This is a genomic window from Lysobacterales bacterium, assembly GCA_016703225.1.
Lineage (GTDB): Bacteria > Pseudomonadota > Gammaproteobacteria > Xanthomonadales > Ahniellaceae > JADKHK01.
Genome location: JADJCM010000001.1, coordinates 358,709 through 381,945, shown reverse-complemented (window position 1 = coordinate 381,945; position 23,237 = coordinate 358,709). Strand labels below are relative to the sequence as shown.

Genomic DNA, 23,237 nt, shown 5'->3' with positions numbered 1-23,237 from the left:
ATCATCATGAGCACGTTGAACACTACGATCATGGTGCCGAGATGATTACTGAAGTCACTGCAGGCGATTTCCGGCAAAACCTGGGCGAGATGCTGAACCAGGTGCAGTTTCGCAATGACAGCATCGTCATCAGCAAGGACGGAAAGCCGGTTGCGGCTTTGGTGGATGCCGAGCTGTTCGCGCGCATCCGACGCATGCGCGAGCGGTTCGATGCGCTGAGCGAGCGGATTGCGACAGCCTACGCCGATGTGCCGGTCGGTCAGGGCCTGGCCGAGATCGACGCATTGGTCGCCGAAGAACGGCGCCATTGATGTCAGGCATGCGCGTGGTGCTGGACACGAATGTGCTCGTGTCCGGGCTGGCGTATCCGGGCAGTGTCCCGGGGCGCATCGTCGGCGCCTGGCGCCAGGGCGGTCTGGACGTCGCGCTCTCGCGCTACATTCTCGACGAGTTGAGCCGGGTCTTGCCGCGACTGTCGCGGCTCACTCTGACTGCGGCCGAGATTCTCGATCTGGTGGACAGTCTGAGGTTCATCGCCGACGTCGTCGAGCCCGACGAATCGCACGGCGAGGTGCTGCGTGATCCAGCCGACCAACCGGTGCTCGCCACCTGGAAAGCTGCGAAGGCGCAGTACCTGATCACTGGCGACAAGGACTTGCTCGTTGTCGCCGCGAAGTACCCCGTCATCACCCCGGCGGACTTCTGGGCGCGGCATGGGCAGTAGCGGAACGGTTTCCTGGGCACGCCGACTCGGGCATGCAGTGCGCCTAGCGCCGCCGGAGTTCGCTCATGCGCCGACACCCACAGGTTCACCGCATCGCCGTCGGCGTGGGTGTCGAGAACGAGAGTGCGGGGGCCGCAGGGGGCGGGCTGGGTGGAGCGTGCTCAACCCGCCGCGAGCTTGGCGCTGGCGAGGCGGATGAGGCTGGTGAATATTCCGGTCATGGGAAGCCAGCGTTCCGGACCATGGGAAGCCAGCCGGGTTGGGGGGCTGAGGCTGGGGCGCCGTGTCTTCGGGTGATGATCGGCGAGTTTCGCGCGCGAGGCTGATCTTGGCTGGCCGATTCCAGTCTCGATTTCCATTGCAAATGTAACTACGTTAGTAGTTATAGAGAGATCGCTGCATAGCGCCATGACGGCCGCGAGGACTACGGCGAAGACCGTTATGTCGCCATCGGATCGGTCGATGGCTTCGAACTGTGCGTCACCTACACCCTGCGCGACCAAACCATCCGAATCATCTCCGCACGCAAGGCCACCCGCCATGAGCAACGCGACTACTGGAAAGACCGTTAGGTTCACCCTCGATCCGGCCAACCCGCCCAAGCTGAGCGAGGCGACCATTGCCCGTCTGGCCGCGATGAAAGACGAAGACATCGACTTCAGCGATATCCCGGCTTCGCCGGCGGATGCGGTGTGGACGCGCCCCGGCATTCCTTTCTCGGTAGAGAACAAGCGCCAAATCACCCTGCGCCTGGATGCCGATGTGATCGACTTCTTCAAGCAGCCTGGGGCGCGTTACCAGACGCGCATCAATCGGGTGCTTCGCGCCTTCATGGACGCGCACCAGCCACGAAACAAGGCGGGTTGACCTCGTGCGAAGCGAACGTCGGCAGGATTGCGCCGCATCGACTCGATCCGTCGGGCCAGCGTCATCATGATCGAATGGTTCCATGGCTGGCCCCAGTCGGCAGACGGGGTAATGGGGCTACAGACCTCGATCCGCCGTACGTGCGCCGCTGCGCTGGCATCGCTCAATAAGAAGCTTCCAGCAATTCCCTGAGTGGTGTCGGTAGCCCGCTGCGCAGCGATGCACTGGCGCGCGCCTCGAACCGCTGCCAGACAAAGCCCAGCCCGACGATGGCGAAGCCGATCAGGCTGAGGGCAAACGGAAACAGCATGCTGTCTTTGAATACGGTGTACGAGAGGTGCCCGAGGTATCCGGCGATGCCGAAGCCACCCAGTACCGCGAACACCCTGCGGCCGAGCACGGCGCCAAGCAGCAGCATGCCGGCATTGATGGCGCAGTAGATCGCGCGCCCCCACTCGCTGCCCGAGTCCATCGCCGACAGTCCGCCCCAGAACGCCAGCGCCCCGAACAGGTACAGCCAGAATCCGAAATCCGGCTTGCGACGCGAACGCAGATCGATCCAGAACGCGAGCAGCATCATCACCACGCCGAACAACACCGACACCTGCTTGCGCAGTTCCCAATCGCTGTCGCCATTGATGGTGAGGAACTGCACGATGTCCATGCTCATGTACCACAGCGTCACCGCTACCGGCATCACCAGGAACGGCATGCGATAGCGGAACAGGTACACCGCCGCGACCGCCAGCGTCCCCAGTTCCATCAGCAGCCAGCGCCAGTCGATGCGGGTGTGATAGGCGCGATACGCCAGGTCGCCTTCCCAGAAACCCAGCGCATGCTGCAACGCGTAGATCGCCAGCGGCGCCAGCGCCACCGCAAACGTGTACAGGATGCCGGCGGGAATGCGTTGGCCATGTCTCAGCACGACGTTGCCGACGATGGTGGCGATCGCCGCGTAACCCACGGCGATGACGAAGCCACCGACATCGCCGAACGCAGTCCAGGCCAGTGTCATGAACAGGCTCATCGCGCCGATGGCGATGGCGCCGCCCAGGTAGTAGAGAACGTGAGTGAAGGTGAAACGCGGCGTGTGCTGGTTGGTCGTCTGCAGGAACTTCCACAGCGCCTCGGCCTGGGCCGCGGTCAACACGTTGGCATTGACCGCCTGTTCCAGCGATGGACGATCGATCTGCATGTCTTTCGGTCCGGAGGAAGGATGGCCTCGATCGTCGCAGCACCATGCCCGGCCGGCCACCGAGCTGCGCGGACCGATGCGTGGTCAGCCAAGTCGGAGCGCGGCCTTGCCGCGCCCGCGCGCGAATACCCCTGCGGCCCTGCGTGTTCCTCCTCCTCGGACGAGCCGATGAAGCGCTTGGACGATATGAACGGCGGTGAATCGAACACAATAGCGACATGTCCCTCCCCGCCAGGCTGGCAATGCAGCGGAAAACCGACAGGCATCGCGGTGTCGCGTGGCCGGGTCGCGCCTGGGTGCGGTCGTGAGCGGGGCGTTCATCGCAGTCAACCGCAGTCGTTATGCGGCGGATGCGCGGGCGGGGTACTACGAGAGTTTTTTCCAGCGCGCCAACCATCCGACGCGGCCGCTGGCGTTCTGGATCCGCTACACGCGCTTCTCGCCGCTTCGGCGCCCGCAGGATGCGGTGGGCGAGTTGTGGGCGGTGTACTTCGACGGCGAGCGCGGCGTGCATGCGGTGGCCAAGGAAGTGCTGCCGATGTCCGCGTGCCATTTCGCCTGCGATCGCTTCGACGTGCGCGTGGGTGCGGCCGTGCTCGACTCGGCGTCGCTGCGCGGCGCGGTGGGCGTGGCGGGGCAACGCATCGGCTGGGAGCTCGGCTACTCGGGCGATGCGCCACCGCTGTTCCTGCTGCCGCGGTTCTTGTACGCGGCGCCGCTGCCGCGGGCGAAGGCGCTGGTCGGGTTGCCGCTGGCGCGCTTCGATGGCCGCTTGCAGGTAGCGGGCGAAACCGTGGAGGTGGACGGCTGGATCGGCAGCCAGAACCACAACTGGGGATCGCGCCATACCGATCGCTATGCCTGGGGCTAGGTCGCCGGCTTCGACGAGGCGCCGGACAGTTTTCTGGAGCTGGCGACGGCGCAGTTGCGGATCGGGCCGTGGTGGACACCACCGCTGACGCCGATCGTGCTGCGCCATGAAGGCGTCGAGCATGCGTTCCGCGCCCTGCATCGCATTGCCGGTACCGGTGCGATCGACGGCTTCCACTGGCGCTTCAGCGGTGCGTCGGGCGATGCGCGCATCGAAGGCAGCATCAGCGCCAGGCCAGAGGACTTCGTCGGCCTGCGCTACGACAACCCGCCCGGCGGCGTGAAGTGGTGCCTGAACAGCAAGCTCGCGCGTTGCGCGCTCCGCCTGCAGCGTCGTGGCCAGGCGCCGGTGGAACTGCACAGCGCGCGGCGTGCGGCGTTCGAGATCCTCACCGACGACAGCGGCCATGGCGTGGCGATTCGGGCGTGAGGAAGGCGATCTGGCATCCGTGTCGCCGAGACGCGGTGCCAGAGCGCAGGCGCGTTCGTGTCAGCGGCCGCGAGCGGGTCGTTCGACAACAGCGCGGCATCCTTCGCGTAACGAAGTCGTGTAGGAGCGGCCCCGGCCGCGACCAGTGACGCGATGCACTCGATGTTCGCGGTGTCACAGGTTCGCGATGCAACCGTTTGCGATGCAACGGTCGCGATGCAACGGTCGCGACCGGGGTCGCTCCTACAACATCGCGGGATGGTGCGCGCATTGAAGCAGTGTGGAGTGGCCCCGGCCGCGGCCGGCGACGCGATGCTCCCGATGTCCTCGATGCAACAGGTGCGCAATGAGGGCTTGCGGCTGCGCCGGGCAGGCTTGTCGGCGCGCCGGTGCTCCGGAGACCGCCGCATCTGGCAAGCTGCGCGCGACTCCCGCACGCAGCGTTGGCCCGCGCATGAAACGCATCCGCATCGATCGCCCCGGTGGTTACGACGCCCTGCGCATCGAGACCTGTGCCGACCCGCAGCCGGGGCCGGGGCAGGTGCGCGTCGCGGTCGAGGCCTGCGGGGTGAACTACGCCGACGGCATCATCCGCATGGGGCTGTATGCGTCGGCGCGCGAACTGCATGGCTATCCGATCACGCCCGGGTTCGAGGTGGCCGGGCGCATCGATGCGCTCGGCGCGGACGTCGTGGACTGGCAGCTCGGCGACGCGGTGATCGCGCTGACCTTGTTCGACGGCTACAGCAGCCACCTCTGTCTCGACGCGGCGCAGGTGTTCGCGTTGCCGGTGCCGCTGACCATGGCCGAAGGCGCGAGCCTGCCGACGGTGTTCCTGACCGCGTGGTTCATGGTGCACCAGCAGTTGCATCCGCGTGCCGGCGAGCGCTGGCTGGTGCATTCCGCGGCCGGTGGCGTCGGTTCTGCGCTGGTGCAGATCGGGCGCCTCGCCGGGTGCGAGGTGGTCGGCGTGGTCGGGGCCGCGCACAAGATCGAGCACTGCCGGGGCATGGGTGCCGCGCAGGTGATCGACAAATCACGCGTGGACCTGTGGGCCGAGGCCGAGCGCTTCGCGCCCGCCGGTTATCACGCGATCTTCGATGCCAACGGTGTCGCCACGCTGCGCCAGAGTTACGACCACCTCGCCGCGACCGGGCGCCTGATGATCTACGGCTTCCATTCGATGCTGCCGCACGACGGGAGACTGAACTGGCTGCGCCTGGCCTGGGACTGGCTGCGCACGCCGCGCTTCAATCCGCTGCACATGACCCAGAGCAATCGCAGCGTGCTCGCTGCCAACCTCAGCTTCCTGCAATCCGAAGCGCCGCGCCTGCGCGAGGGCATGCACTGGCTGCTGCAGCATTTCGCCGACGGTTCGCTGCGGCCGCTGCCGGTCGAGACCTTTCCGCTGGAACGTGCCGCCGACGCGCAACGGCGGATCGAGTCCGGGCAAAGTCTGGGCAAGCTGGTGCTGCTGCCCTGAGTGGCGCCGGCGATCGTTGCTCGCAGCCGCGGTCGCGCGCACCATTGGAGGCCTCGCTGCCGCGCTGGTCGGCGGCTTGCACGTGCAACGAACAGGGAGCAGATCATGGCCAAGGTGACGGGTATCGGCGGTGTGTTCTTCAAGAGCCGTAGTGACCCCGAGGCGCTCGCCGCCTGGTATCAGAAGCACCTGGGCCTCACGCTCGAACCCTGGGGTGGCGCCATCCTGCGCTGGCCGGAAGACCGCGCCGAGGACGGTGGCCTGACGGTGTGGACGGTGGCGAAACCGGACAGCCAGTGGTTCAGCCCGAGCGACGCCGCGTTCATGATCAACTACCGCGTCGATGACCTCGACGCGCTGCTCGCGCAACTGCGCGCCGCGGGCATCGACCTCGTCGGCGGGCCCGAGTCGCACGAGAACGGCAAGTTCGCCTGGATCCTCGACCCCGACGGCCACAAGCTCGAACTCTGGCAACCGATGGCCTGGGACGAGAAGAACAAGGGCGGGTGAGGCAGCGAACCCATTCGTTCCGCAGTCGCGGCAGGGACGTCGCAATGACGTCTTTCAGCTCGTGGTCGTTTCCGATTCGAGCATGTACAGCGCCATGGCGTGGTCGCCGCCGGCGAGGAAGTCGGACGGGTTGATGGTGAAGCCGGAGCGGATCAGCGCTTCGCCCACGCACCATTCGCGCTGCGCTTCGGTGAAGCGCCGCTTGTGGCGCGAGATCGAGAGCAGGACTTCGTGGCTCGGTGCGTTCGGGTCGGTGGCGTCCGCGGCTTGTGCTTCGGCGACAGGTTCGGGAGTGGCTTCGGCTTCTGCTGCAACGACTTCCGCAGGCGCTTCGGTCGCCACGGGTGCGACCTCGGGCTCGGTCGTGGGCACCGCAACCACCGGTGTCGCGATCGGCGCGGGGGCCGCGGCGGCAATGCCTGGCGCGCTCGCGACGGTTGCCGGTGCGGCGGCCTGCAGCAGTTCGTCGGGCAGGTCGGCGAGATACTTCGCGGCCTTCTTCGCCAGCAATTGATAGATCGCTGGCGCGGTTACGTGCAGGTCTTCGGCGGCCAGACGCCAGGCCATCGCGACGCGATCGCCGGCAGCGTTCGCATCCGTCTCCGTGCTCGCGGTCGCGAGATTCTTGCCGCTGTCGTTGGCCAGTTCGGCGCGCGCTTCGTCGAGGCGCTTGCACAGTTCGGTCTTGTGGAAATCACGGACGTGCAGCCGCAGTTCAATGCGGCAATCGGCCAACAAGTCCCGGATCTTCTTCATGACGGCGTGCGGCTGCAGGCCCCTCGGGCCGTTGGGGCACAAGTGTATCAGTTAGTGGCGACGCAGCCGGCGCTGGCCGCGCGCGCTAGCGAAGCACCCTTCGCAACGCCGCCGTGGCGGCAGCGAAGGAGAAGTGCGTGGCGATGTTGACGAGGCCGCCGTCGGCGAGGCGGTTCCACAGGTCTTCGTCGCGGTACAGGCGCACGCATTCGCCGGCGAAGGCGGCGGCTTCGTCGGCGATCAGCACGTCGATCTCGTGTTGCAGGTACATGCCTTCGGCGGCGACGCTGGTGGCGACCACCGGTTGCCCGTGCGCCATGCTCTGGTTGACCTTGCCCTTGACGCCGGCGCCGTAGCGCAGTGGTGCCACCGAGAGCCGGCAGCCGTCGAGCATCGCCTCCAACGACGGCAGGAAACCGTGCACGACGACGCGTTCGCTGGCGAGCGCCTTGACTGCGTCCGGCATCTTGCTGCCGACGATGTGGAAGCGCGCCTCCGGCAGTTCCTTCGCGACCAGCGGCCAGATGCCATGCACGAACCACAGCATCGCGTCGACGTTCGGCTGGTGCTGGAAGCCACCGACGAAGCACAGATCCTTGCGTTCGTGAAAACCGGCGCGGCGGCTGACGACTTCGTGCACATTCGACAGCACCTCGATGCGCGCGCCGGGCGCTTCGCTGCGCAGAAGCTGCTGCTCGATCGGGCTGACCACGAGGGTGACGTCGCTGCTGCGGATCAGGCGCAACTCGGCGAGCTTGGTCGCGGCGGCCTGGCGGCGCAGGTCATCGCGGTCGGCGAGCGCGGCTTCGCGTTCCTCGCGCAGGTAGTGCAAATCCACCGTGTCGAACACCAGCCGCGCACGCGGCGCATGGTGGCGCACGGCCTCGACCAGCGGCGTGGCGACATAGTGCCGGCTCAGGATCACGGCATCGAGGTGGGCGCCGTGCTCGCGCAGCCAACGCGTCGGTTCCGGCATCCATGGGTGGTAATGCACTTCAACGCCGAGCTGCTGCAGCGCTTCGCTGTAGCGGCCGTCGCAGGCGCGGTTCTCGGCGAAGAAGCTGACCTTGTGCCCGAGCGCGGTGAGCAGCTGCATCAGGTTGACCATGCGCACCGAGCCGGAGTCCTCGTCCGGGTGCGGCGTGGTCGCGTCCACGATCAGCACGCGCTGGGCCACGCGATGTTCGCGCGCCAGCGTGATCGGCGTTCCGGGCTTGGGCTGACGTGTGAGCGCGTCGGCCCAGCGCTCGACGAACTTGGCCTGGTTGAGCACCTGGTACTGCTTGATGCCGCTGGCGGTATCGGTGCCGGCGGTGATGCCCTCGAAATGGAACACGGTGGCAGCCGGCTGGTAGAGCACACGCAAGCCGGCCGCGCGCACCTGGAAGGCGAGGTCGGTGTCTTCGTAGTAGGCCGGGGCATAGCGCAGGTCGAAGCCACCGAGCTGCACGAACAGCGCGCGCGCGATCGCGATCGCCGCGCCCGAGCAGTAGTCCACCTCGCGCACATAGTTGTAGGCGGGATCGCGCGGGTCGCCGAAGCGACCGTAGTTCCAGCCCGAGCCGTCGCTGAAGACGACGCCGCCGGCTTCCTGCAGGCGCCCGTCCGGGTACACCAGCTTGGCGCCGGCGAGGCCGACGCGCGGGTGCCGATCGAAGGTGTCGAGCAGCGCGTCGAGCCAGTTCGGCGCGACCTGGGTGTCGTTGTTCAGGAACACCAGGTACTCGCCCTGCGCCTGTGCCGCGCCGGCATTGCAGGAACCGACGAAGCCGAGGTTGCGCTCGTTGCGATGCGCGATGATGCCCTCGATCTGCGCCAGTCGCTCCGCGGTTTCGTCCGCGGAGCCGTCGTCGACCACGATCACCTCGAAGCCGGACTGTTGCGCTTCCTTGGCCAGCGAGCGCAGGCAGGCCTCGGTGTAGGACCACTTGTTATAGACCGGGATGATGATGCTGGCGCGCGGCGCCGGTGCGCGCGGCAGCGCGAATGCGACGAAACTGCTGCCGGCTGCGGGTGCCGCGAGCAGTTCTGGGGTCGGCAACACGGGGGCGTCGCCAGCGATGTTCCGGGCGCGCTCCAGCGTGCCCTTGAGGCCGCGCGTGCGCAGGCTGCGCAACAGCCGCGGCGGCAGCCCGAGCGCGCGTCGCGCCAGATAGCCGAGGCGCACGCGGGCATTGCCGAGGCCGCGGCGCACGAAGCGCAGCGGCTTGGTCAGACGCCAGCTCAGGCTGTTCAGCAGCTCCGACTTATCGCCTTCGAGGCGCGCGATCTCGCGATGGAAATGCGCCGCGGCCTGCGACCACTCCTGTTGTGCTTGCGCGTTGCGATCATGCGCCGCGGCCAGTTCGCTGCCGAGTCGCGTTGTTTCGGCATTGAGCTCGAGCGCCCACGCGCTGCGTTCCTCGAATTCGTGGCGCAGCTTGGTGATCTGGCCGTGCAGTTCGCTGGCGACCGCCGCATGCTGCACGGCCGCGCGCTGCCGCTGGCGCTCGATGTCGTGCGCCCAATCGGCGCGGGCAAGCAGTTCGCGTTCCTTCTCGGTGTCGCTGCGGCGCAGTGCATCGCGTTCGCGCTCGGCGTCGAGTGCACGCGCGGCCAGTGTCGCGCTGGTCGACTCCAGCGCAACGCGCCAGTGCGTCGTGCCGCTGCCGGGTGCGAGCAGGGCGCGGTGCGCGCTGGCCATGTCGGCGATCGAGGCCGCCGCCGGCGCTGCGGCCAGGTGTTCGCGCACCGCGGCCAGCGCACCGGGGTCGTCGCGCAGTTCGGCGGCCAGCGCGACGAGTGCTGCGGCCTCGGGCGCCACCAGCAAGCCATCGCGTTCGTGTTCGATGCGCTCGGCGAAGGCGCCGAGCCGGGTGGCGATCACCGGCACGCCAAGCGCACGCAGTTCGCTCAGCGTGTAGCTGAAACTCTCGGCCACGGTCGCCGGCAGCAAGGCCGCGTCGGGCGCGATGCGTGCGAGCAGCTGCGGCAGCTCTTCGCGCGCGTAGTCCAGCAGCACGTGCACGTCGCGTTCGCCGAAGAACTCGTGGCCAGTGTGGCCGCAGCCGACCAGGAACAGCTCGGCATGTTCGCGCAGCCCAGCGTCGAGCGCGGCGCGCAGCAGGTGCTGGCCCTTGCCCCCGTTCAGGCGCCCGAGCACGACCAGCCGCAGTCGCTCGCGCAGCGGCGGCTTCGGCAGCACACCCCCGGCGAAACCGCACAGGCCGTGGCCAATCACCTCGAAGCGTGAAGTGGCGAGTTCCGGCGCGATGCGCAGCCAGTTCGCGCGCACACCCTGCGAGGGTGCGACCAGCGCGATGGAGTGCGTCCGCACCAGTTCGATGTAGCGCTGGCGCAGCAGCGTCCAGTGGCGCGGTTCGCGGTTGCCGAACGGGAACTCGGCGTCGCGCGCGCGGCGCAACGCGTCGGCCAGCGCGCCGGCATCGAAGCGCGCGTCGGCGTCACCGAAGTCGGCATGCAGCACTGGCCATAGCGGGTAGTAGTCGTGGCATACGATCTCGGTCGGCAGGCCGCTGTCGAGCGCGTCGAGCGCGTGGCCGATCAGCGAGGACACGATCACCTGGCTGACGCCGAAGGTGGCGCAGACCTGCGAGAACACATCGCGCCACTGCGCATGTTCGAGTGCGGTGTCGGCGATCGGCGCCGCCAGTTCGTGCCGGGCGAGCCGATGCAGGTGATCGTCGCGCAGCAGCACCAGTTCCAGCGCCTCGCCGTAGCAGCGACGTCCGAATTGGCCACGCGCAACCAGCGCCAGGTGGCTGCGCTGGCGGTCACCATCGGCGAGATCGCGCGCGAAGCGTTCGACGCCGCCGCCCCAGCCGTGGAGCACGTGCAGCAGCACCGGCTTGCCGTCGATGCCGGGCCAGCAGCTTGGCAGCGACGGCGCCTGCGCGATGCGTGCGCGCAACTCGGCGAGTGCGGTCTCGGCGCGCGCATGACGACGGTCGGATGGCGCCACGGCGCCACGCAGCGTGGCGCCGGCGGCAGCGACGAACAGGCTGTCGAGCACGCCGCTGCGCAGCGGCTGGCCGCGACGGGTGCGTTCGGCGGCCTCGGGTCCGACCCAGGCCAGGGTCGCGTGGGCGGAATCGCAGGGGCGCACGCAGCGGCTCCCGAGCAGCCACAGCGTGGCATCCAGCGCGATGGCATCGCCGGAAAAGTCCTGTGCCTCGGGCAGTGGATTCAATGCCGGCTCGGCCACATCGGCGGCGACGATCAGATCGAAGGCTTCGCAGGCGCGCGCCGCTTCGAGCAGGCGCCGCATCGCGAACGGCGGCAGCGGTGCGTTGGCGACGATGCGCAGCGTCGTCTGTCCGGCATCGCAGGTGTCGGCGACCGCGGCCTGTGCGTCGAGCACGACCAGTTCGATGTCGGGAGGAAGTTGCGCGAGCAGGCTGCCGAGCCAGGCCTCTGCAGGCTGGCCAAGCACGGCCACGCAAAGCGGGCGGGCTGGGGTCACGGAATGGGCGCCGCGCACTCTGGAATGGTGCGCTGAGGCTGAATTATCGCGGAATCGCCCGCGGGCCGCCATGCGAGCACGAAAACCGCTCCGTTAGACTGGCGCGCCCCTGTCCACCCGGTATCCACTTGGCTCGTTTCCTCGATCTGTCGCGCCGGTTCTACCGCTGGTTCCGGGTGCCGATCTGGCTTGGGCTTGGCCTCGCGATCGGATTCCTCGGTCCCTACCTGTGGTACCTCGACCGCCTGGTGCGTGCCGGTTTCGATGGCTTGCGCTTCGACACCCCGAGCCGCGTCTACGCGCGTGCGCTGGAGTTGCGTCCGGGCCGCGCCATGGATGCCGAGACCCTGCTGCTGGAATTGCAGGCTGCGCGCTACAGCGAAAGCACCGATGCATTGCAGCCCGGCAGCTATGCGCGCGATGGCGCCCGCTTCCTGATCCAGACCCGCGCCTTCGTCGACGGCGGCGGTGCGCAGCCGTCGCGCCGCATCCGCGTCGCGCTCGCCGACGGGCGCGTGGGCAAGCTCGAAGACGTTGCGGGCAAGCGCGCGCTCGAAGTCGTTCAGATCGATCCGGCGCGCATCGCCACCTTGTACGGTAAGGCGCGCCAGGAGCGGCGCCTGGTCAAGCTGGGCGAGGTGCCGCCGCTGTTCCTGCGCAGCCTGCTCGCGGTCGAGGACAAGGACTTCGCCAGCCACCACGGCATCGACCCCTGGGGCATGGCGCGCGCGATCTTCGTCAACGTGAAGTCGGGCGAGCTGTCGCAGGGCGGCTCGACCCTGACCCAGCAACTGGTGCGCAACCAGTTTCTCGACCGGCGCAAGAAGTTCGTGCGCAAGTTCAACGAAATCTGCCTGGCACTGCTGATCGAGGCGCGCTTTGGCAAGCAGGCGATCCTTGAAGCGTATTTGAACGACGTCTATCTCGGGCAACACGGTTCGCAGTCGGTGCACGGCGTCGGTGCCGCAGCCGAGTTCTACTTCGGGCGCGAACTGGAGACGCTGGCACCGCACGAAATGGCGCTGCTGGTCGGCATGATCCAGGGGCCGTCGCTGTTCGACCCGCGGCGCGCGCCGGCGAACGCGCTCAAACGCCGCAACCTGGTGTTGCGCGAGATGCACCAGGCCGGCCTGCTCAGCGAACTCGAGGTCAAGGGCCAGCAGCGGTTCGCGCTGAACGTGACCGCGAGCGGCGCGATCGCGCGCAACCGCTATCCGGGCTTCATCGAACTGGTGCAGGCGCAGATCGCGCGCGACTACGACGCCGCTGCGCTCGCGAGCGAAGGCCTGGCCATCCACACCACGCTGGCGCCTTCGACCCAGCAATATGCCGAGCGCGCGGTGGCCGAGAAGATCAAGACGCTGGCCAAGGACGCCAGCGGGCTGCAGGCGGCGATGGTGGTGACACGCGCCGCCACGGGCGCCATCGAAGCCGTGGTCGGCGGCCGCGACACGCAACAGCTCGGCTTCAATCGTGCGGCGATGGCAGCGCGGCCGATCGGGTCGCTGGTCAAGCCCTTCGTCTATCTGGTGGCACTGGCGCAGCCGGAGCGCTGGTCGCTGATGAGCCCGCTCTCGGACACCGCGATCGCGCTGCGCCAGCGCAGCGGCCAGACTTGGCAACCGCGCAATTCGGACAACCTCGAACACGGCGAGGTGGCGCTGATCGACGCGCTCGCGCGTTCCTACAATCTGGCGACGGTGCGCCTCGGTCTCGATCTCGGCGTGCCCAAAGTCGAGCGCCTGCTCGAAGCGCTGATCCCGGGCGCCGATGTCTCGCCGCATCCCTCGCTGCTGCTTGGCGCCACCGAGTTGACACCGCTGCAGGTGGCGCAGGCCTACCAGTACCTGGCTGCCGACGGGCACCTGCTGCCGCTGTCCTCGGTCACCGCGGTGATCGACCGCAACGGTCGCGCCGTCTCGCGTTACCGCGCGCCGCAAGGCGCCGGCGAGCTGGTGGAAGCGGCGCGCCTGGTCAGCTACGCGATGCAGGAAGGCAGTCGCAGCGGCACCGGCGCGGCGCTGGTCGGGCTGGGTCTTGGCCATCTCCATGTCGCCGGCAAGACTGGCACCTCCGATGACCTGCGCGACTCCTGGTATGCCGGCTTCACCGGTGGTCACCTGGCGGTGGTCTGGCTCGGTCGCGACGACAACAAGCGCGCCGGACTGTACGGCGCCACCGGTGCGATGCGGCTGTGGGCGGCGCTGTTCGAGAAACTGCCGAGCGAGCCGCTGCAGCTCGACCTCGGGCACAATCCGGTGGTGCGCTGGATCGACCCGCAGACGCAACGCGCGACCAATGCCGAATGCGAAGGCGCGCGTGCGCTGCCCTTCATCCGCGGCTTCGAGCCGACCGAATACATGGACTGCGACCGCTGGACCCTGGACGACTGGTTTCGCAATCGATTCACCGATCGCGACCCGCCGTCCGTGAATGAACCCTGGAACGATGACGATGTGCCCTGAACTCCGCCGTGCGCCCGCCCTCGTGGCCTTGCTGCTGCTTGCCGCTTGCGCCACCACGCCGCCGCCGAAGCCGGTTGCGAAAGCGCCGCCGCCGGCGGCGCGCGACTGGGTCGCCGAAATCCGCGCCGAGGCGGGCAAGCTGCCCTCGCACATCGAAGTGATCCCGCTGCAGGAAGCCGCAGTCGCCGATCTGCGGTCCAAGGCGCAGGCGGCCGAGGCTGCGAAGCAGTTCGACCAGGCCGAGGCCACGCTTGATGCCGCGCTGGCGATCACGCCCGAGGACCCGGCGCTGTGGCAGTGGCGCGCCGAGATCGCGCTGGCCGAGCGCCGCTTCGCCGATGCGATCGCGCATGCGCAGAAGTCCGAGGCGATCGGGCCCAAGCTCGGCGGCCTGTGTGTGCGCAACTGGCTGACCGTTGCGGCGGCGCGCCAGGAGGCGAAGGACAGCGCCGGTGCCGCGGCCGCGCGCACCCGTGCCGCCGCCTGCCCGGTGCCGGCACCGATCCGGATGTAACGATGGCCGCGCGCGCCGCCGCTCCACTGGCCGAAGGCGGCGCGCTGGCGCTCGCCATCGACGGCTTCACGCCGCGCCCGGTGCAGCAGGAAATGGCAGACGCCGTCGCGGCGACCATCGCTGGCGGCGGCGAACTGGTGGTCGAAGCCGGCACCGGCACCGGCAAGACCTTCGCCTACCTGGTGCCGGCGATCCAGAGCGGCCAGCGCGTGATCCTCTCGACCGGCACCAAGGCGTTGCAGGACCAGTTGTTCCATCGCGACCTGCCACGCGTGCACAAGGCGCTCGGCGTGCCGGTGAAGACCGCACTGCTCAAGGGGCGCGCCAACTACGTCTGCTGGTACCGGCTCGACAAGGCCAAGCACGAGGGCCAGTTTTCGAATCGCGCCATGGTCGCCGAGTTGAACGTGGTGCTGGATTTCGCTGCGCGCACGCAGTCCGGCGATCTGGGCGAATGCAGCGGGCTCGCCGACGACGCCATGATCCTGCCGCGCGTGACCTCGACCAGTGAAAACTGCCTGGGTGCCGAGTGCGCGTTCTTCAACGACTGCTTCGTGGTCAAGGCGCGGCGCACCGCGCAGGACGCCGACCTGATTGTGGTCAACCACCATCTGCTGTTTGCCGATCTCGCCATCCGCCACGAAGGCTTCGGCGAAATCCTGCCCGGTGCCCATCTGTTCATCGTCGATGAGGCGCATCAGTTGCCCGATCTCGCCGGTCAGTTCTTCGGCGACTCGCTCGGCACGCGCCAACTCGCGGACCTGGCCCAAGACGCGCTGCGCGAGTCCGGCGACGTGCCCGGAGCGCGCGCGTCGATGGTACGCGTGGCGCCTGCGGTCGAAGACCAGATCAAGAAGCTGCGACTGGCCGTGCACGGCGAAGCTGCGCGCGGCGCCTGGCCACCGTTGCGCGACAAGCCCGCGGTGCAGGAAGCGATCGCGGTGGTCGCCGCAGCGCTCGAAGAACTCAGCGCCGCGCTCGATCTGCTGGCCGAAGCCAGCGAAGGCCTCGCCGCCTGCGCCGAGCGCGCCGGCGCGCTGGCGCAGCAGCTGTCGCTGTGGCGCGATCCGGAGCCGAGCGGGCACGTGCTCTGGTACGAAACCAGCGAGCGCCACCTGAGCGTCACCGCGACCCCGCTCGATGCCTCCGAGCCGCTGCGCGAGTTCCGCGAACGCCTGAAGGCGGCGTGGATCTTCACCTCGGCGACGCTGACCGTGGCCGGCAAGTTCGATCACTACCTGGCGCAGATGGGTCTGAGCGAGCCGCGCACGCTGGCGCTGCCGAGCCCGTTTGACTACGCCACCCAGGGCCTGATGTACCTGCCCAAGGGACTGCCGGCGCCGAACTCGCCGGAACACACCCACGCCCTGATCGAACGGGTGATGCCAGTGCTCGAAGCCTCGAACGGGCGCGCGTTCCTGTTGTTCACCACGCACCGCGCGCTGCGCCAGGCGGCGGAGTTGCTGGCGACGTCGCGCTTCCCGCTGTTCGTGCAGGGCACGGCGCCGCGCTCGGCCCTGCTCGAAGGCTTCCGCGACTCCGGCAACGGCGTGCTGCTCGGCGCTGCGAGTTTCTGGGAAGGGGTCGATGTGCGCGGCGATGCGCTCAGCGTGGTCGTGATCGACAAGCTGCCATTCGCGCCGCCGGACGACCCGGTGCTGGACGCGCGCATCCGCACGTTGCGCGAGCAGGGCGGCAATCCGTTTGCCGAGCTGCAGATTCCGGCCACCGCGATCGCGCTCAAGCAAGGCGCCGGGCGCCTGATCCGCGACGTGACCGATCGCGGCGTGCTGATGTTCGGCGATCCGCGCCTGGTCACCCAGGGCTACGGCCGCACCTTCATTGCCAGCCTGCCGCCGATGCCGCGCACGCGCGAGCTCGCCGACGTGCAGGCGTTCTTCGCCACCGGACACGCCGACACCGCGCCCATGTAGGAGCGCCGGCCACGGCGCGATTGCTTGCCGCAAATCATGCATGATCCGGTCGCAGGCCAAATGGAGCCGCCATGAATGCAGCGATCCCGAAGACCCCGATCGGCAGCGACGCCTTGTTCGAGTCGGCGGCGTCGCTGGCGACCAATGACGTGCCGCTGGCATTCCCGGACGAGACCGTGGTGCAACTGCGCGCGCGGCTGGCGCAGCGGCGCTACGCCTGCGTATCGGACATCCCGGTGGTCGCGCGCGACACGCGTGTGCTGGTCGGCTTGCTGCAGATCGAAGACGTGGTCAGCGTGGCCGACACGACCCGTGTCGACGCGATCATGGACGCCGATCCGCCGCGGGTCGCGCATGGCATCGACCGCGAGCACGCGACCTGGAAGGCGGTGCAGCATGGCGAGTCGGCCCTGGTCGTGGTCGATGACGACGGTCGTTGTCTCGGGTTGATTCCGCCGCAGCGCCTGCTGCACGCGATGCTCGCCGAACACGACGAGGATCTGTCGCGCCTCGGCGGTTTCAACAAGAGTGCCGAACAGGCACGCCATGCCACCGTCGAAGCGCTGCCGCAACGCCTGTGGCATCGGCTGCCGTGGCTGTTCATCGGCCTGCTCGGTGCGCTGCTTGCGGCCGGCATCGTCGGTCGCTACGAACACACGCTGGCGTCTCTGGTGCTGCTCGCGGCCTTCGTGCCCGGCATCGTCTACTTCGCCGATGCCGTCGGCACCCAGACCGAGACCGTGGTCGTGCGCGGGCTGTCGCTCGGCATTCCGGTGCGGCAGATGGTGGCGCGCGAGGCGGTGACCGGTGTCGTCATCGGCGCGGCGACCGCGATCGTCGCCTACGTCCTGGTACGTCTGGTCTGGCACGAAGCGACCCTGGCCACCATCGTCGCGCTGTCACTGTTCGCCGCCTGTTCGGTCGCGACCGTGGTCGCGCTCGCATTGCCGGTCACGCTGCACCGCCTGCACGTCGATCCCGCCTTCGCCGCCGGCCCGCTCGCCACCGTGATCCAGGACCTGCTGTCGCTGCTGATCTATTTCGCGATCGCGACGGCGATGCTGGCGCCGCCATGACGGCTTCGCGTAGAAATCAAGAATCGCGATGCAGGATGGGGTTTCATGGTTCGGTGATCACTGGATCGGTGCGCGCTGCCACCAGCCGCGGCCCGCAGTCAATCTCCAGCCACGGTCTCGCCAGTCCTCAGCTCATCCGATCCACGGAATAGCAGGCCAGATCGCGCAGGTGCACGGCGCGTTCGTCGAAGCCGGCGAGGGCGGAGATCGCTTGTGCACGCAGCTGCCCGGCCAGCGCGCGTGACTCGGTCAGGCCGAGGATCGCCGGGTAAGTGGGCTTGTTCTGTGCCGCGTCCGAGCCTTGCGGCTTGCCGATGATGTGGGTCTCGCCCTCGATGTCGAGGATGTCGTCGCGGATCTGGAAGGCCAGCCCGACCGCGTGGCCGTAGCGCAACATTGCCGCGATGCGCGTCGCGTCGCGTTCGCCGGCGGCGAGAGCGCCGAGCTGCACCGAGGCGCGGATCAGCGCGCCGGTCTTGTGCGCGTGCATGCGTTCGAGCTCGCCGCGGTCGAGCCGCCTCCCGACGCCATCGAGATCGAAGGCCTGGCCGCCGGCCATGCCTTGCGAGCCGCATGCGACGGCGAGCGCGTGCAGCATTTCGACCCGGGCCGTGGCATCGTCCGTCGGCTCGCGGGCCAGCAGTTCGAAGGCCAGTGCCTGCAGCGCATCACCGGCCAAGATCGCGGTCGCCTCATCGAAGGCGATGTGGCAGGTCGGCTTGCCGCGGCGCAGATCGTCGTTGTCCATCGCCGGCAGGTCGTCGTGGATCAGCGAGTAGGCGTGGATCATCTCGACCGCGGCGGCGCTGGTGTCCGCGGTGTCGAGGGCGCCCCCGCAGGCCAGCGCTGCACCATAGACCAGGCACGGACGCAGCCGCTTGCCGCCGCCGAGGGTGCTGTAGCGCATCGCGCGATGCAGCCCGAGCGGCGCCTGGGTTTCGGCCGGCAGCGCGCGTTCGAGGACGGATTCGGCGCGTGCGGCGAGTGCGAGCAGCGCCGGCGTCAGCTCACGGCGTGTCGGGGTCGAAGCGCGGTGCGCCATCGAGGTCGTTCGGGTCGATGATCTGGCGCACGCGCAGTTCCGCTTGGTCGAGCGCACTGCGGCATTGTCGGTACAGGCCGACGCCGCGCTCGAACGCGCTGAGCGATTCGTCCAGCAGCAGGTCACCCTTCTCCATGCGCGCGACCAGTTGTTCGAGTTCGTCGAGCGACTGCTCGAACTCGGCGACGCGGCTGGTCTCGTTGGACTCGGGGGGCGACATGGGCGCACCTTAGCCCGGCTTCGCGGCGGATTCAACGCGCCAGACGTGACCGGCGTCGCGAAGCCGCGCGGCGAAGCCGGCGTCGAGGAAGCGGTCGCCGACTGCGATCAGGGTCTCTCCCTGCCACAGACATGGCAGTTGCGCGCGCTGCCACGGCGGCACGCCGCATTCCTGGAGCAGCAGCCGCAATGGTCGTCGCGGCGCCTGCGCGTGCACGCGGATCTTCTCGCCGCCACGGCGCGGGGCCACGCGCAGGGGAGCCTCGAACATTCCGGGAAGTGCCGGCAGGACGCCGCCGTCAGTCAGGGCGAAGGGCTGTTCCGGTAGCCAGTCGGTGTCGGTCAACGGCAACGACGACGTCGCCGTCTGCGCATGCAGCTGCCCACGATAACGGCGCAGCACTGCGTCGGCCCAACGCACCTCTGGCACGCGATCGGCGCGCGCATCGCGCATCTGCCGCAGCACTTCGCGCAGGACTGCGGCGGGTGGATGCGTCAGCGCCCGTTCGCGCAGCCACGCTTTCAGCACCGCGATCGCCGTGCCCGCGGACAGTTCCAGCACGCGTGCATCGAGTACGCCGGTCTCGAGATCGCGATGCTGCGCAAGCAGGCGCTGCACCTCGGGTTCGGCGAGTGCGAGCAGGTCGGCGGCGCGCTGTGCCGTGGTCGCCAACGCGGCCATGGCCTGTGGCCAGCGTGCCGAGAGTCGCGGCAGAATCTCGTGGCGCAGGAAGTTGCGATCGAGCGTGGTGTCGGCGTTGCTCGGGTCTTCGATCCATTCGAGGCCTTCGCGTTCGGCCTCGGCGCGGATCGCACTGCGCGGCACTTCCAGCCAGGGTCGCGCGAGCCAGCCGCGGCTGAAGCGGCGCAGCGGGCGCATGCCGGCGAGGCCGTCGTAACCCGGCGCACGCAACGCCCGCAGCAGCATGGTTTCCGCCTGGTCGTCGCGATGATGCGCCGCCAGCAGCACTTCGTCGTCGCCGAGGCGTTCGGCGAAGGCCGCGTGCCGCGCCGCACGCGCGGCGGCTTCCAGCCCAAGTTCGGCGATGCGCGTCACCTGCACGCGCACCACGTCGAGCGGAACCGCGAGTGCCGTGCACCAGTCGCGGCAGCGCTCGGCCCAGCGCGCCGAGTCCGGGTGCAGGCCGTGATCGACATGGATTGCGCGCAGACTGAGGTCGAGTTGACCGCGCAGCGATGCCGCCACCTGCAGCAGCGTGCGCGAGTCCATGCCGCCGCTCAACGCCAGCACGAACTCGCGGTGCGGCAGCGTCGCGATGAAATCGGCAAGGATTCGGCGTGCGGCGGACATTGCGACAGTGTGCCATCTGCGCGCGTGTCATCGTTGACCAGACGCCGGATTCAGCGCTGTAAGGGCGGCCCCCGTGGCCGCCCTGATGGGTTGTCGCAAAGTGCAGGGCAGGCACGGGGGCCTGCCCCTACGGGTCAAGGGTTCGTGGACGTCGCTGCCTCAAGACCCCGCTCAGCCTCGCTCCAGCAGCTTGCGCAGTTCGATGATCGAGGCATTGGCGCGCGCGATGTAGCTGGCCAGCACCAGCGAGTGGTTGGCGAAGAAGCCGTAGGGAGAGCCGTTGAGGATGACCGGGCTGCCGAGCGGCTGCTGGGTGGCTTCGAGCTCGGCGATGATCTGGCGCAGCGTCACCGTCGCGTTCTTGTCCTTCAGCACCGCCGCGAAGTCGTACTCGACCGCCTTGAGGAAGTGGATCAGCGCGAAGCAGGAGCCGCGCGCCTCGTAGAAGACGTCGTCGATTTCACGCCAGGGCGTGCGCACCTCACGCGCGGCCACGGCCGGTTTCGACTGGCGTGCGCTCGGGTCGTTGGCGAGGTCGGTGTCCTGGCGGGTCGGCCCGACCGCGGCGGACAGGCGTTGCGACAGGCTGCCAAGGCGTCCCTCGACCGTGGCCAGATAGCTGGCGAGATTGTCGGCGCGGGCGTAGAACTGGGCGTCGTTGAGATCGCCGTCGCCAAGGCGCACGCGATAGGCGTCGACGCGCGCGATCGCGGCGCGATACTGGCTTTCGGTCGAAGGCAGCAACCAGCGGTCGTTGGTGGTCGAGAACAGCGGCTGCGCCTCGGCCAGGTCCTTGTCCTCGACCGACTGCGTCAGCGAGCGCGAAAAATCGCGGCGCAGTGCCTGCGCCAAATCGCGGCTCTGCTCGATGACGCCGAACTCCCAGTTCGGCTGGTCGTCAAGGAAAACGCTCGGTGGCATCACGTCGTTGGACAGGTAACCGCCGTTCTTGTCGAGCAGCAGTTCGCCGACGCGCGCCAGCGTCGAAGCGGTCGTGACACCGACCACCAGCGCGCCGCTGCCATTGCGTACCTTGGCCTGCAGCAGGGGATCGAAGGCCGGCGGCGGCGTACTCCAGCGCCACATCAGCACCGCTGTGGCGAGCGCGATCAGCGCCAGCAGGGCCAGCGTCAGTCGCCACCACCAGCGCCGGCGCGGGCGCGCCGGGAGGTCGGCGACGGCTGGGCTGGCGATCGGCGGTAACGGTTCCATGGCGCGGCTCCCTGGGCTGGGCGTCTAGTCTAGCCAGCAGCCGCCCCGAATTTGACCGGTGCCGGAGTATCCGGGTGCGAAACCCGAACGCTAGAATCGTCGCCCCTTTGTCCTGTCTCCGGAGAGCGTCATGGCGATCAAGGTCGCGATCAATGGCTACGGCCGCATCGGTCGCAACATCCTGCGTGCACTGTACGAGTCGGGTCGCAACAGCGAAATGCAGGTGGTCGCGATCAACGATCTGGGCGACGCCGAGACCAACGCGCACCTGACCCGCTACGACACCGCGCATGGCAAGTTTCCGTTCGACGTCGGCGTCGATGGCGGCGACCTGATCGTCAAGGGCGACCGCATCAAGGTCTACGCGGTGCGCAATCCGGCCGAGATTCCGTGGGGCGCGCACGACGTCGACGTGGTGCTCGAATGCACCGGCTTGTTCACCAGCAAGGCCAAGGCGAGTGCGCATCTGCAGGGCGGTGCGAAGAAGGTGATCATCTCGGCGCCGGGCGGCAGCGACATCGACGCCACCGTCGTCTATGGCGTCAACCACGACGTGCTCAAAGCCGCGCACACGGTGATCTCGAACGCCTCCTGCACCACCAATTGCCTGGCGCCGCTGGCCAAGGTGCTGCACGAGAAGATCGGCATCGTGCACGGCCAGATGACCACCATCCACGCCTACACCAACGACCAGGTGCTGACCGACGTATTCCACTCCGACTTGCGCCGTGCGCGTTCCGCGACGATGAGCCAGATCCCGACCAAGACCGGCGCCGCCGCCGCGGTCGGCCTGGTGTTGCCGGAGTTGAACGGCAAGCTCGACGGCTTCGCCATGCGCGTGCCGACGATCAATGTCTCGGTGGTCGATCTCACCTTCGTCGCGGCGCGCGCCACGACCAAGGAGGAAATCGATGGCGTCGTGACTGCGGCTTCGACCGGTGCACTCAAGGGCATTCTCGGCATCAACCATGGCCCGCTGGTGTCGATCGACTTCAATCACGATCCGCGCAGCTCGGTCTACGACGCCACGCTGACCAAGGTCATGGGTGGAACGCTGGTCAAGGTCTGCGCCTGGTATGACAACGAGTGGGGTTTCAGCAACCGCATGCTCGACACCACGCTGGCGCTGATGGCCGCCCGCTAGGAACGACCCGGATCGCGAATGAAAAAGGGCCGCTGCATCGCTGCAGCGGCCTCTTCATGCAGCGCCCGTGCTCACAGCAGCGCTTCGATTTCCGGAACGACTTTGAACAAGTCCCCGACCAGGCCGAAGTCGGCGACTTCGAAGATCGGGGCTTCGCCGTCCTTGTTGATCGCGACGATGGTGCCGGCATCCTTGATGCCGGTGAGGTGCTGGATCGCGCCGGAGATGCCGATCGCGATGTACAGCTCGGGGGCGATGATCTTGCCGGTCTGGCCGACCTGCATGTCGCTCGGCACATAGCCGGCATCGACCGCGGCGCGCGAGGCGCCAACGCCGGCGCCGAGCTTGTCGGCGAGCGCGTAGATCACGTTGAAGTTCTCGCTCGAACCCAGCGCGCGCCCACCGGAGACGACGCGGCTCGCGGTCTGCAGGTCGGGGCGATCCTTGGCGCCGGCCTGCAGTTCGACGAAGCGCGTGTGGGTCGGCAGTTCCACCGACACGGCTGCGGCTTCGATCGGTGCAGCGGCGCTGCCGTTTCCGGTCGCCGCGAACGAGGCGTTGCGCACCGTCGCGATGAGCTTGCGATCCTGCGGTGCCTCGACGGTGAGGATCGCATTGCCGGCATAGATCGGCCGCTGGAAGCTGTGGCTGCCGAGCACCTTCATGATGTCGCTGACCTGGGCTTCGCCGAGCAGCGCGGCGACGCGCGGCAGCAGGTCCTTGCCGAAGGTCGTGCTCGGCCCGAGCACGTGGGTGTAGTTCGCGGCCAGCGCCACGACTTGCGGCGCCAGCACGGCGGCGAGCGCGTTCGCATTCGCGGCGTTGGCGATGGTGAGTACGCGGCTGACGCCATCCAGCGTTGCGGCTTGGGCGGCGACGGCGGCGGGCTCGGCCGCGAACACGGCGATGTCGATGGCGCTCGCGCCCATCTGTTTCGCGGCGGTCAGGCACTTTGCGGTGCTCGGGTTGAGCTGGCCAGAGGCGTGTTCGGCGATGATCAGGATCTTGCTCATGGCGGGCTC

At 68.4% G+C, this 23,237-nt stretch carries 19 protein-coding genes and 1 pseudogene; 12 read left to right on the top strand and 8 right to left on the bottom strand.

Going from position 1 to position 23,237, the window contains the following annotated elements:
• Nucleotides 1-41: 41 nt before the first annotated feature.
• From IPG63_01630 to IPG63_01615, 4 genes are all read left to right on the top strand, one after another.
• Nucleotides 42-311: a type II toxin-antitoxin system Phd/YefM family antitoxin gene (locus tag IPG63_01630; GenBank protein ID MBK6725953.1), complete on the top strand. Its 270-nt coding sequence runs from the start codon at nucleotides 42-44 to the stop codon at nucleotides 309-311.
• Complete coding sequence (locus IPG63_01625) at nucleotides 311-724, top strand: putative toxin-antitoxin system toxin component, PIN family (protein ID MBK6725952.1); 414 nt, start codon at nucleotides 311-313, stop codon at nucleotides 722-724. Before IPG63_01630 ends, IPG63_01625 begins: the two co-directional genes overlap by 1 nt.
• 449 nt (nucleotides 725-1,173) lie before the next feature.
• Nucleotides 1,174-1,296 carry a BrnT family toxin gene (locus IPG63_01620; GenBank protein ID MBK6725951.1) on the top strand — a complete coding sequence of 41 codons (123 nt, stop codon included), beginning with the start codon at nucleotides 1,174-1,176 and terminating at the stop codon, nucleotides 1,294-1,296.
• Entirely contained in the window at nucleotides 1,265-1,591 is a 327-nt protein-coding gene (locus tag IPG63_01615; GenBank protein MBK6725950.1) for a BrnA antitoxin family protein, read from the top strand. Before IPG63_01620 ends, IPG63_01615 begins: the two co-directional genes overlap by 32 nt.
• Before the next feature lie 163 nt (nucleotides 1,592-1,754).
• Here IPG63_01615 and IPG63_01610 read toward each other — a convergent pair whose 3' ends face one another.
• A complete protein-coding gene (locus IPG63_01610) occupies nucleotides 1,755-2,786 on the bottom strand; it encodes a DUF2157 domain-containing protein (GenBank protein ID MBK6725949.1) in 1,032 nt (343 codons plus the stop codon).
• Between the two features lie 304 nt (nucleotides 2,787-3,090).
• Here IPG63_01610 and IPG63_01605 point away from each other — a divergent pair.
• The 3 genes and pseudogenes from IPG63_01605 (at nucleotide 3,091) to IPG63_01595 (ending at nucleotide 6,079) form a co-directional block, all read left to right on the top strand.
• A pseudogene (locus IPG63_01605) lies at nucleotides 3,091-4,086 on the top strand (hypothetical protein).
• A gap of 454 nt (nucleotides 4,087-4,540) precedes the next feature.
• Nucleotides 4,541-5,569 (top strand): zinc-binding dehydrogenase, encoded by a 1,029-nt coding sequence (locus IPG63_01600; GenBank protein ID MBK6725948.1) that lies wholly within the window; start codon nucleotides 4,541-4,543, stop codon nucleotides 5,567-5,569.
• Nucleotides 5,570-5,674: 105 nt separating this feature from the next.
• Nucleotides 5,675-6,079, top strand: a complete 405-nt coding sequence (locus tag IPG63_01595) for a VOC family protein (GenBank protein ID MBK6725947.1) — start codon at nucleotides 5,675-5,677, stop codon at nucleotides 6,077-6,079.
• Between the two features lie 54 nt (nucleotides 6,080-6,133).
• Here the strand turns inward: IPG63_01595 and IPG63_01590 are convergent, their stop codons facing one another.
• A complete protein-coding gene (locus IPG63_01590) occupies nucleotides 6,134-6,835 on the bottom strand; it encodes a hypothetical protein (protein MBK6725946.1) in 702 nt (233 codons plus the stop codon).
• 85 nt (nucleotides 6,836-6,920) lie between these two features.
• Nucleotides 6,921-11,297, bottom strand: coding sequence for a glycosyltransferase (locus tag IPG63_01585; protein ID MBK6725945.1), 4,377 nt, complete (start codon nucleotides 11,295-11,297; stop codon nucleotides 6,921-6,923).
• 128 nt (nucleotides 11,298-11,425) lie between these two features.
• Here IPG63_01585 and mrcB point away from each other — a divergent pair, with 128 nt between their 5' ends.
• The 4 genes from mrcB to IPG63_01565 all read left to right on the top strand — a co-directional run bounded on the left by mrcB (nucleotide 11,426) and on the right by IPG63_01565 (nucleotide 17,286).
• Nucleotides 11,426-13,762: a penicillin-binding protein 1B gene (mrcB, locus tag IPG63_01580; GenBank protein MBK6725944.1), complete on the top strand. Its 2,337-nt coding sequence runs from the start codon at nucleotides 11,426-11,428 to the stop codon at nucleotides 13,760-13,762.
• Nucleotides 13,752-14,276, top strand: a complete 525-nt coding sequence (locus IPG63_01575; protein ID MBK6725943.1) for a tetratricopeptide repeat protein — start codon at nucleotides 13,752-13,754, stop codon at nucleotides 14,274-14,276. Before mrcB ends, IPG63_01575 begins: the two co-directional genes overlap by 11 nt.
• Before the next feature lie 2 nt (nucleotides 14,277-14,278).
• Nucleotides 14,279-16,210 (top strand): ATP-dependent DNA helicase, encoded by a 1,932-nt coding sequence (locus IPG63_01570; GenBank protein ID MBK6725942.1) that lies wholly within the window; start codon nucleotides 14,279-14,281, stop codon nucleotides 16,208-16,210.
• Between the two features lie 71 nt (nucleotides 16,211-16,281).
• Complete coding sequence (locus IPG63_01565; protein ID MBK6725941.1) at nucleotides 16,282-17,286, top strand: magnesium transporter; 1,005 nt, start codon at nucleotides 16,282-16,284, stop codon at nucleotides 17,284-17,286.
• 127 nt (nucleotides 17,287-17,413) lie between these two features.
• Here the strand turns inward: IPG63_01565 and IPG63_01560 are convergent, their stop codons facing one another.
• The 4 genes from IPG63_01560 to IPG63_01545 all read right to left on the bottom strand — a co-directional run bounded on the left by IPG63_01560 (nucleotide 17,414) and on the right by IPG63_01545 (nucleotide 21,071).
• Nucleotides 17,414-18,328, bottom strand: coding sequence for a polyprenyl synthetase family protein (locus tag IPG63_01560; protein ID MBK6725940.1), 915 nt, complete (start codon nucleotides 18,326-18,328; stop codon nucleotides 17,414-17,416).
• Nucleotides 18,294-18,548: an exodeoxyribonuclease VII small subunit gene (locus IPG63_01555; GenBank protein MBK6725939.1), complete on the bottom strand. Its 255-nt coding sequence runs from the start codon at nucleotides 18,546-18,548 to the stop codon at nucleotides 18,294-18,296. The genes IPG63_01560 and IPG63_01555 overlap by 35 nt, the downstream gene beginning before the upstream one ends.
• A gap of 9 nt (nucleotides 18,549-18,557) precedes the next feature.
• A complete protein-coding gene (gene tilS, locus IPG63_01550; GenBank protein ID MBK6725938.1) occupies nucleotides 18,558-19,859 on the bottom strand; it encodes a tRNA lysidine(34) synthetase TilS in 1,302 nt (433 codons plus the stop codon).
• A 171-nt stretch (nucleotides 19,860-20,030) separates the two neighbouring features.
• Nucleotides 20,031-21,071 (bottom strand): DUF2333 family protein, encoded by a 1,041-nt coding sequence (locus tag IPG63_01545; protein MBK6725937.1) that lies wholly within the window; start codon nucleotides 21,069-21,071, stop codon nucleotides 20,031-20,033.
• Nucleotides 21,072-21,201: 130 nt separating this feature from the next.
• Between IPG63_01545 and gap the strand changes: the two genes are divergently transcribed.
• Nucleotides 21,202-22,215, top strand: coding sequence for a type I glyceraldehyde-3-phosphate dehydrogenase (gene gap, locus IPG63_01540; protein MBK6725936.1), 1,014 nt, complete (start codon nucleotides 21,202-21,204; stop codon nucleotides 22,213-22,215).
• 71 nt (nucleotides 22,216-22,286) lie between these two features.
• Here the strand turns inward: gap and IPG63_01535 are convergent, their stop codons facing one another.
• Entirely contained in the window at nucleotides 22,287-23,228 is a 942-nt protein-coding gene (locus tag IPG63_01535) for an electron transfer flavoprotein subunit alpha/FixB family protein (GenBank protein ID MBK6725935.1), read from the bottom strand.
• Nucleotides 23,229-23,237: the final 9 nt, after the last annotated feature.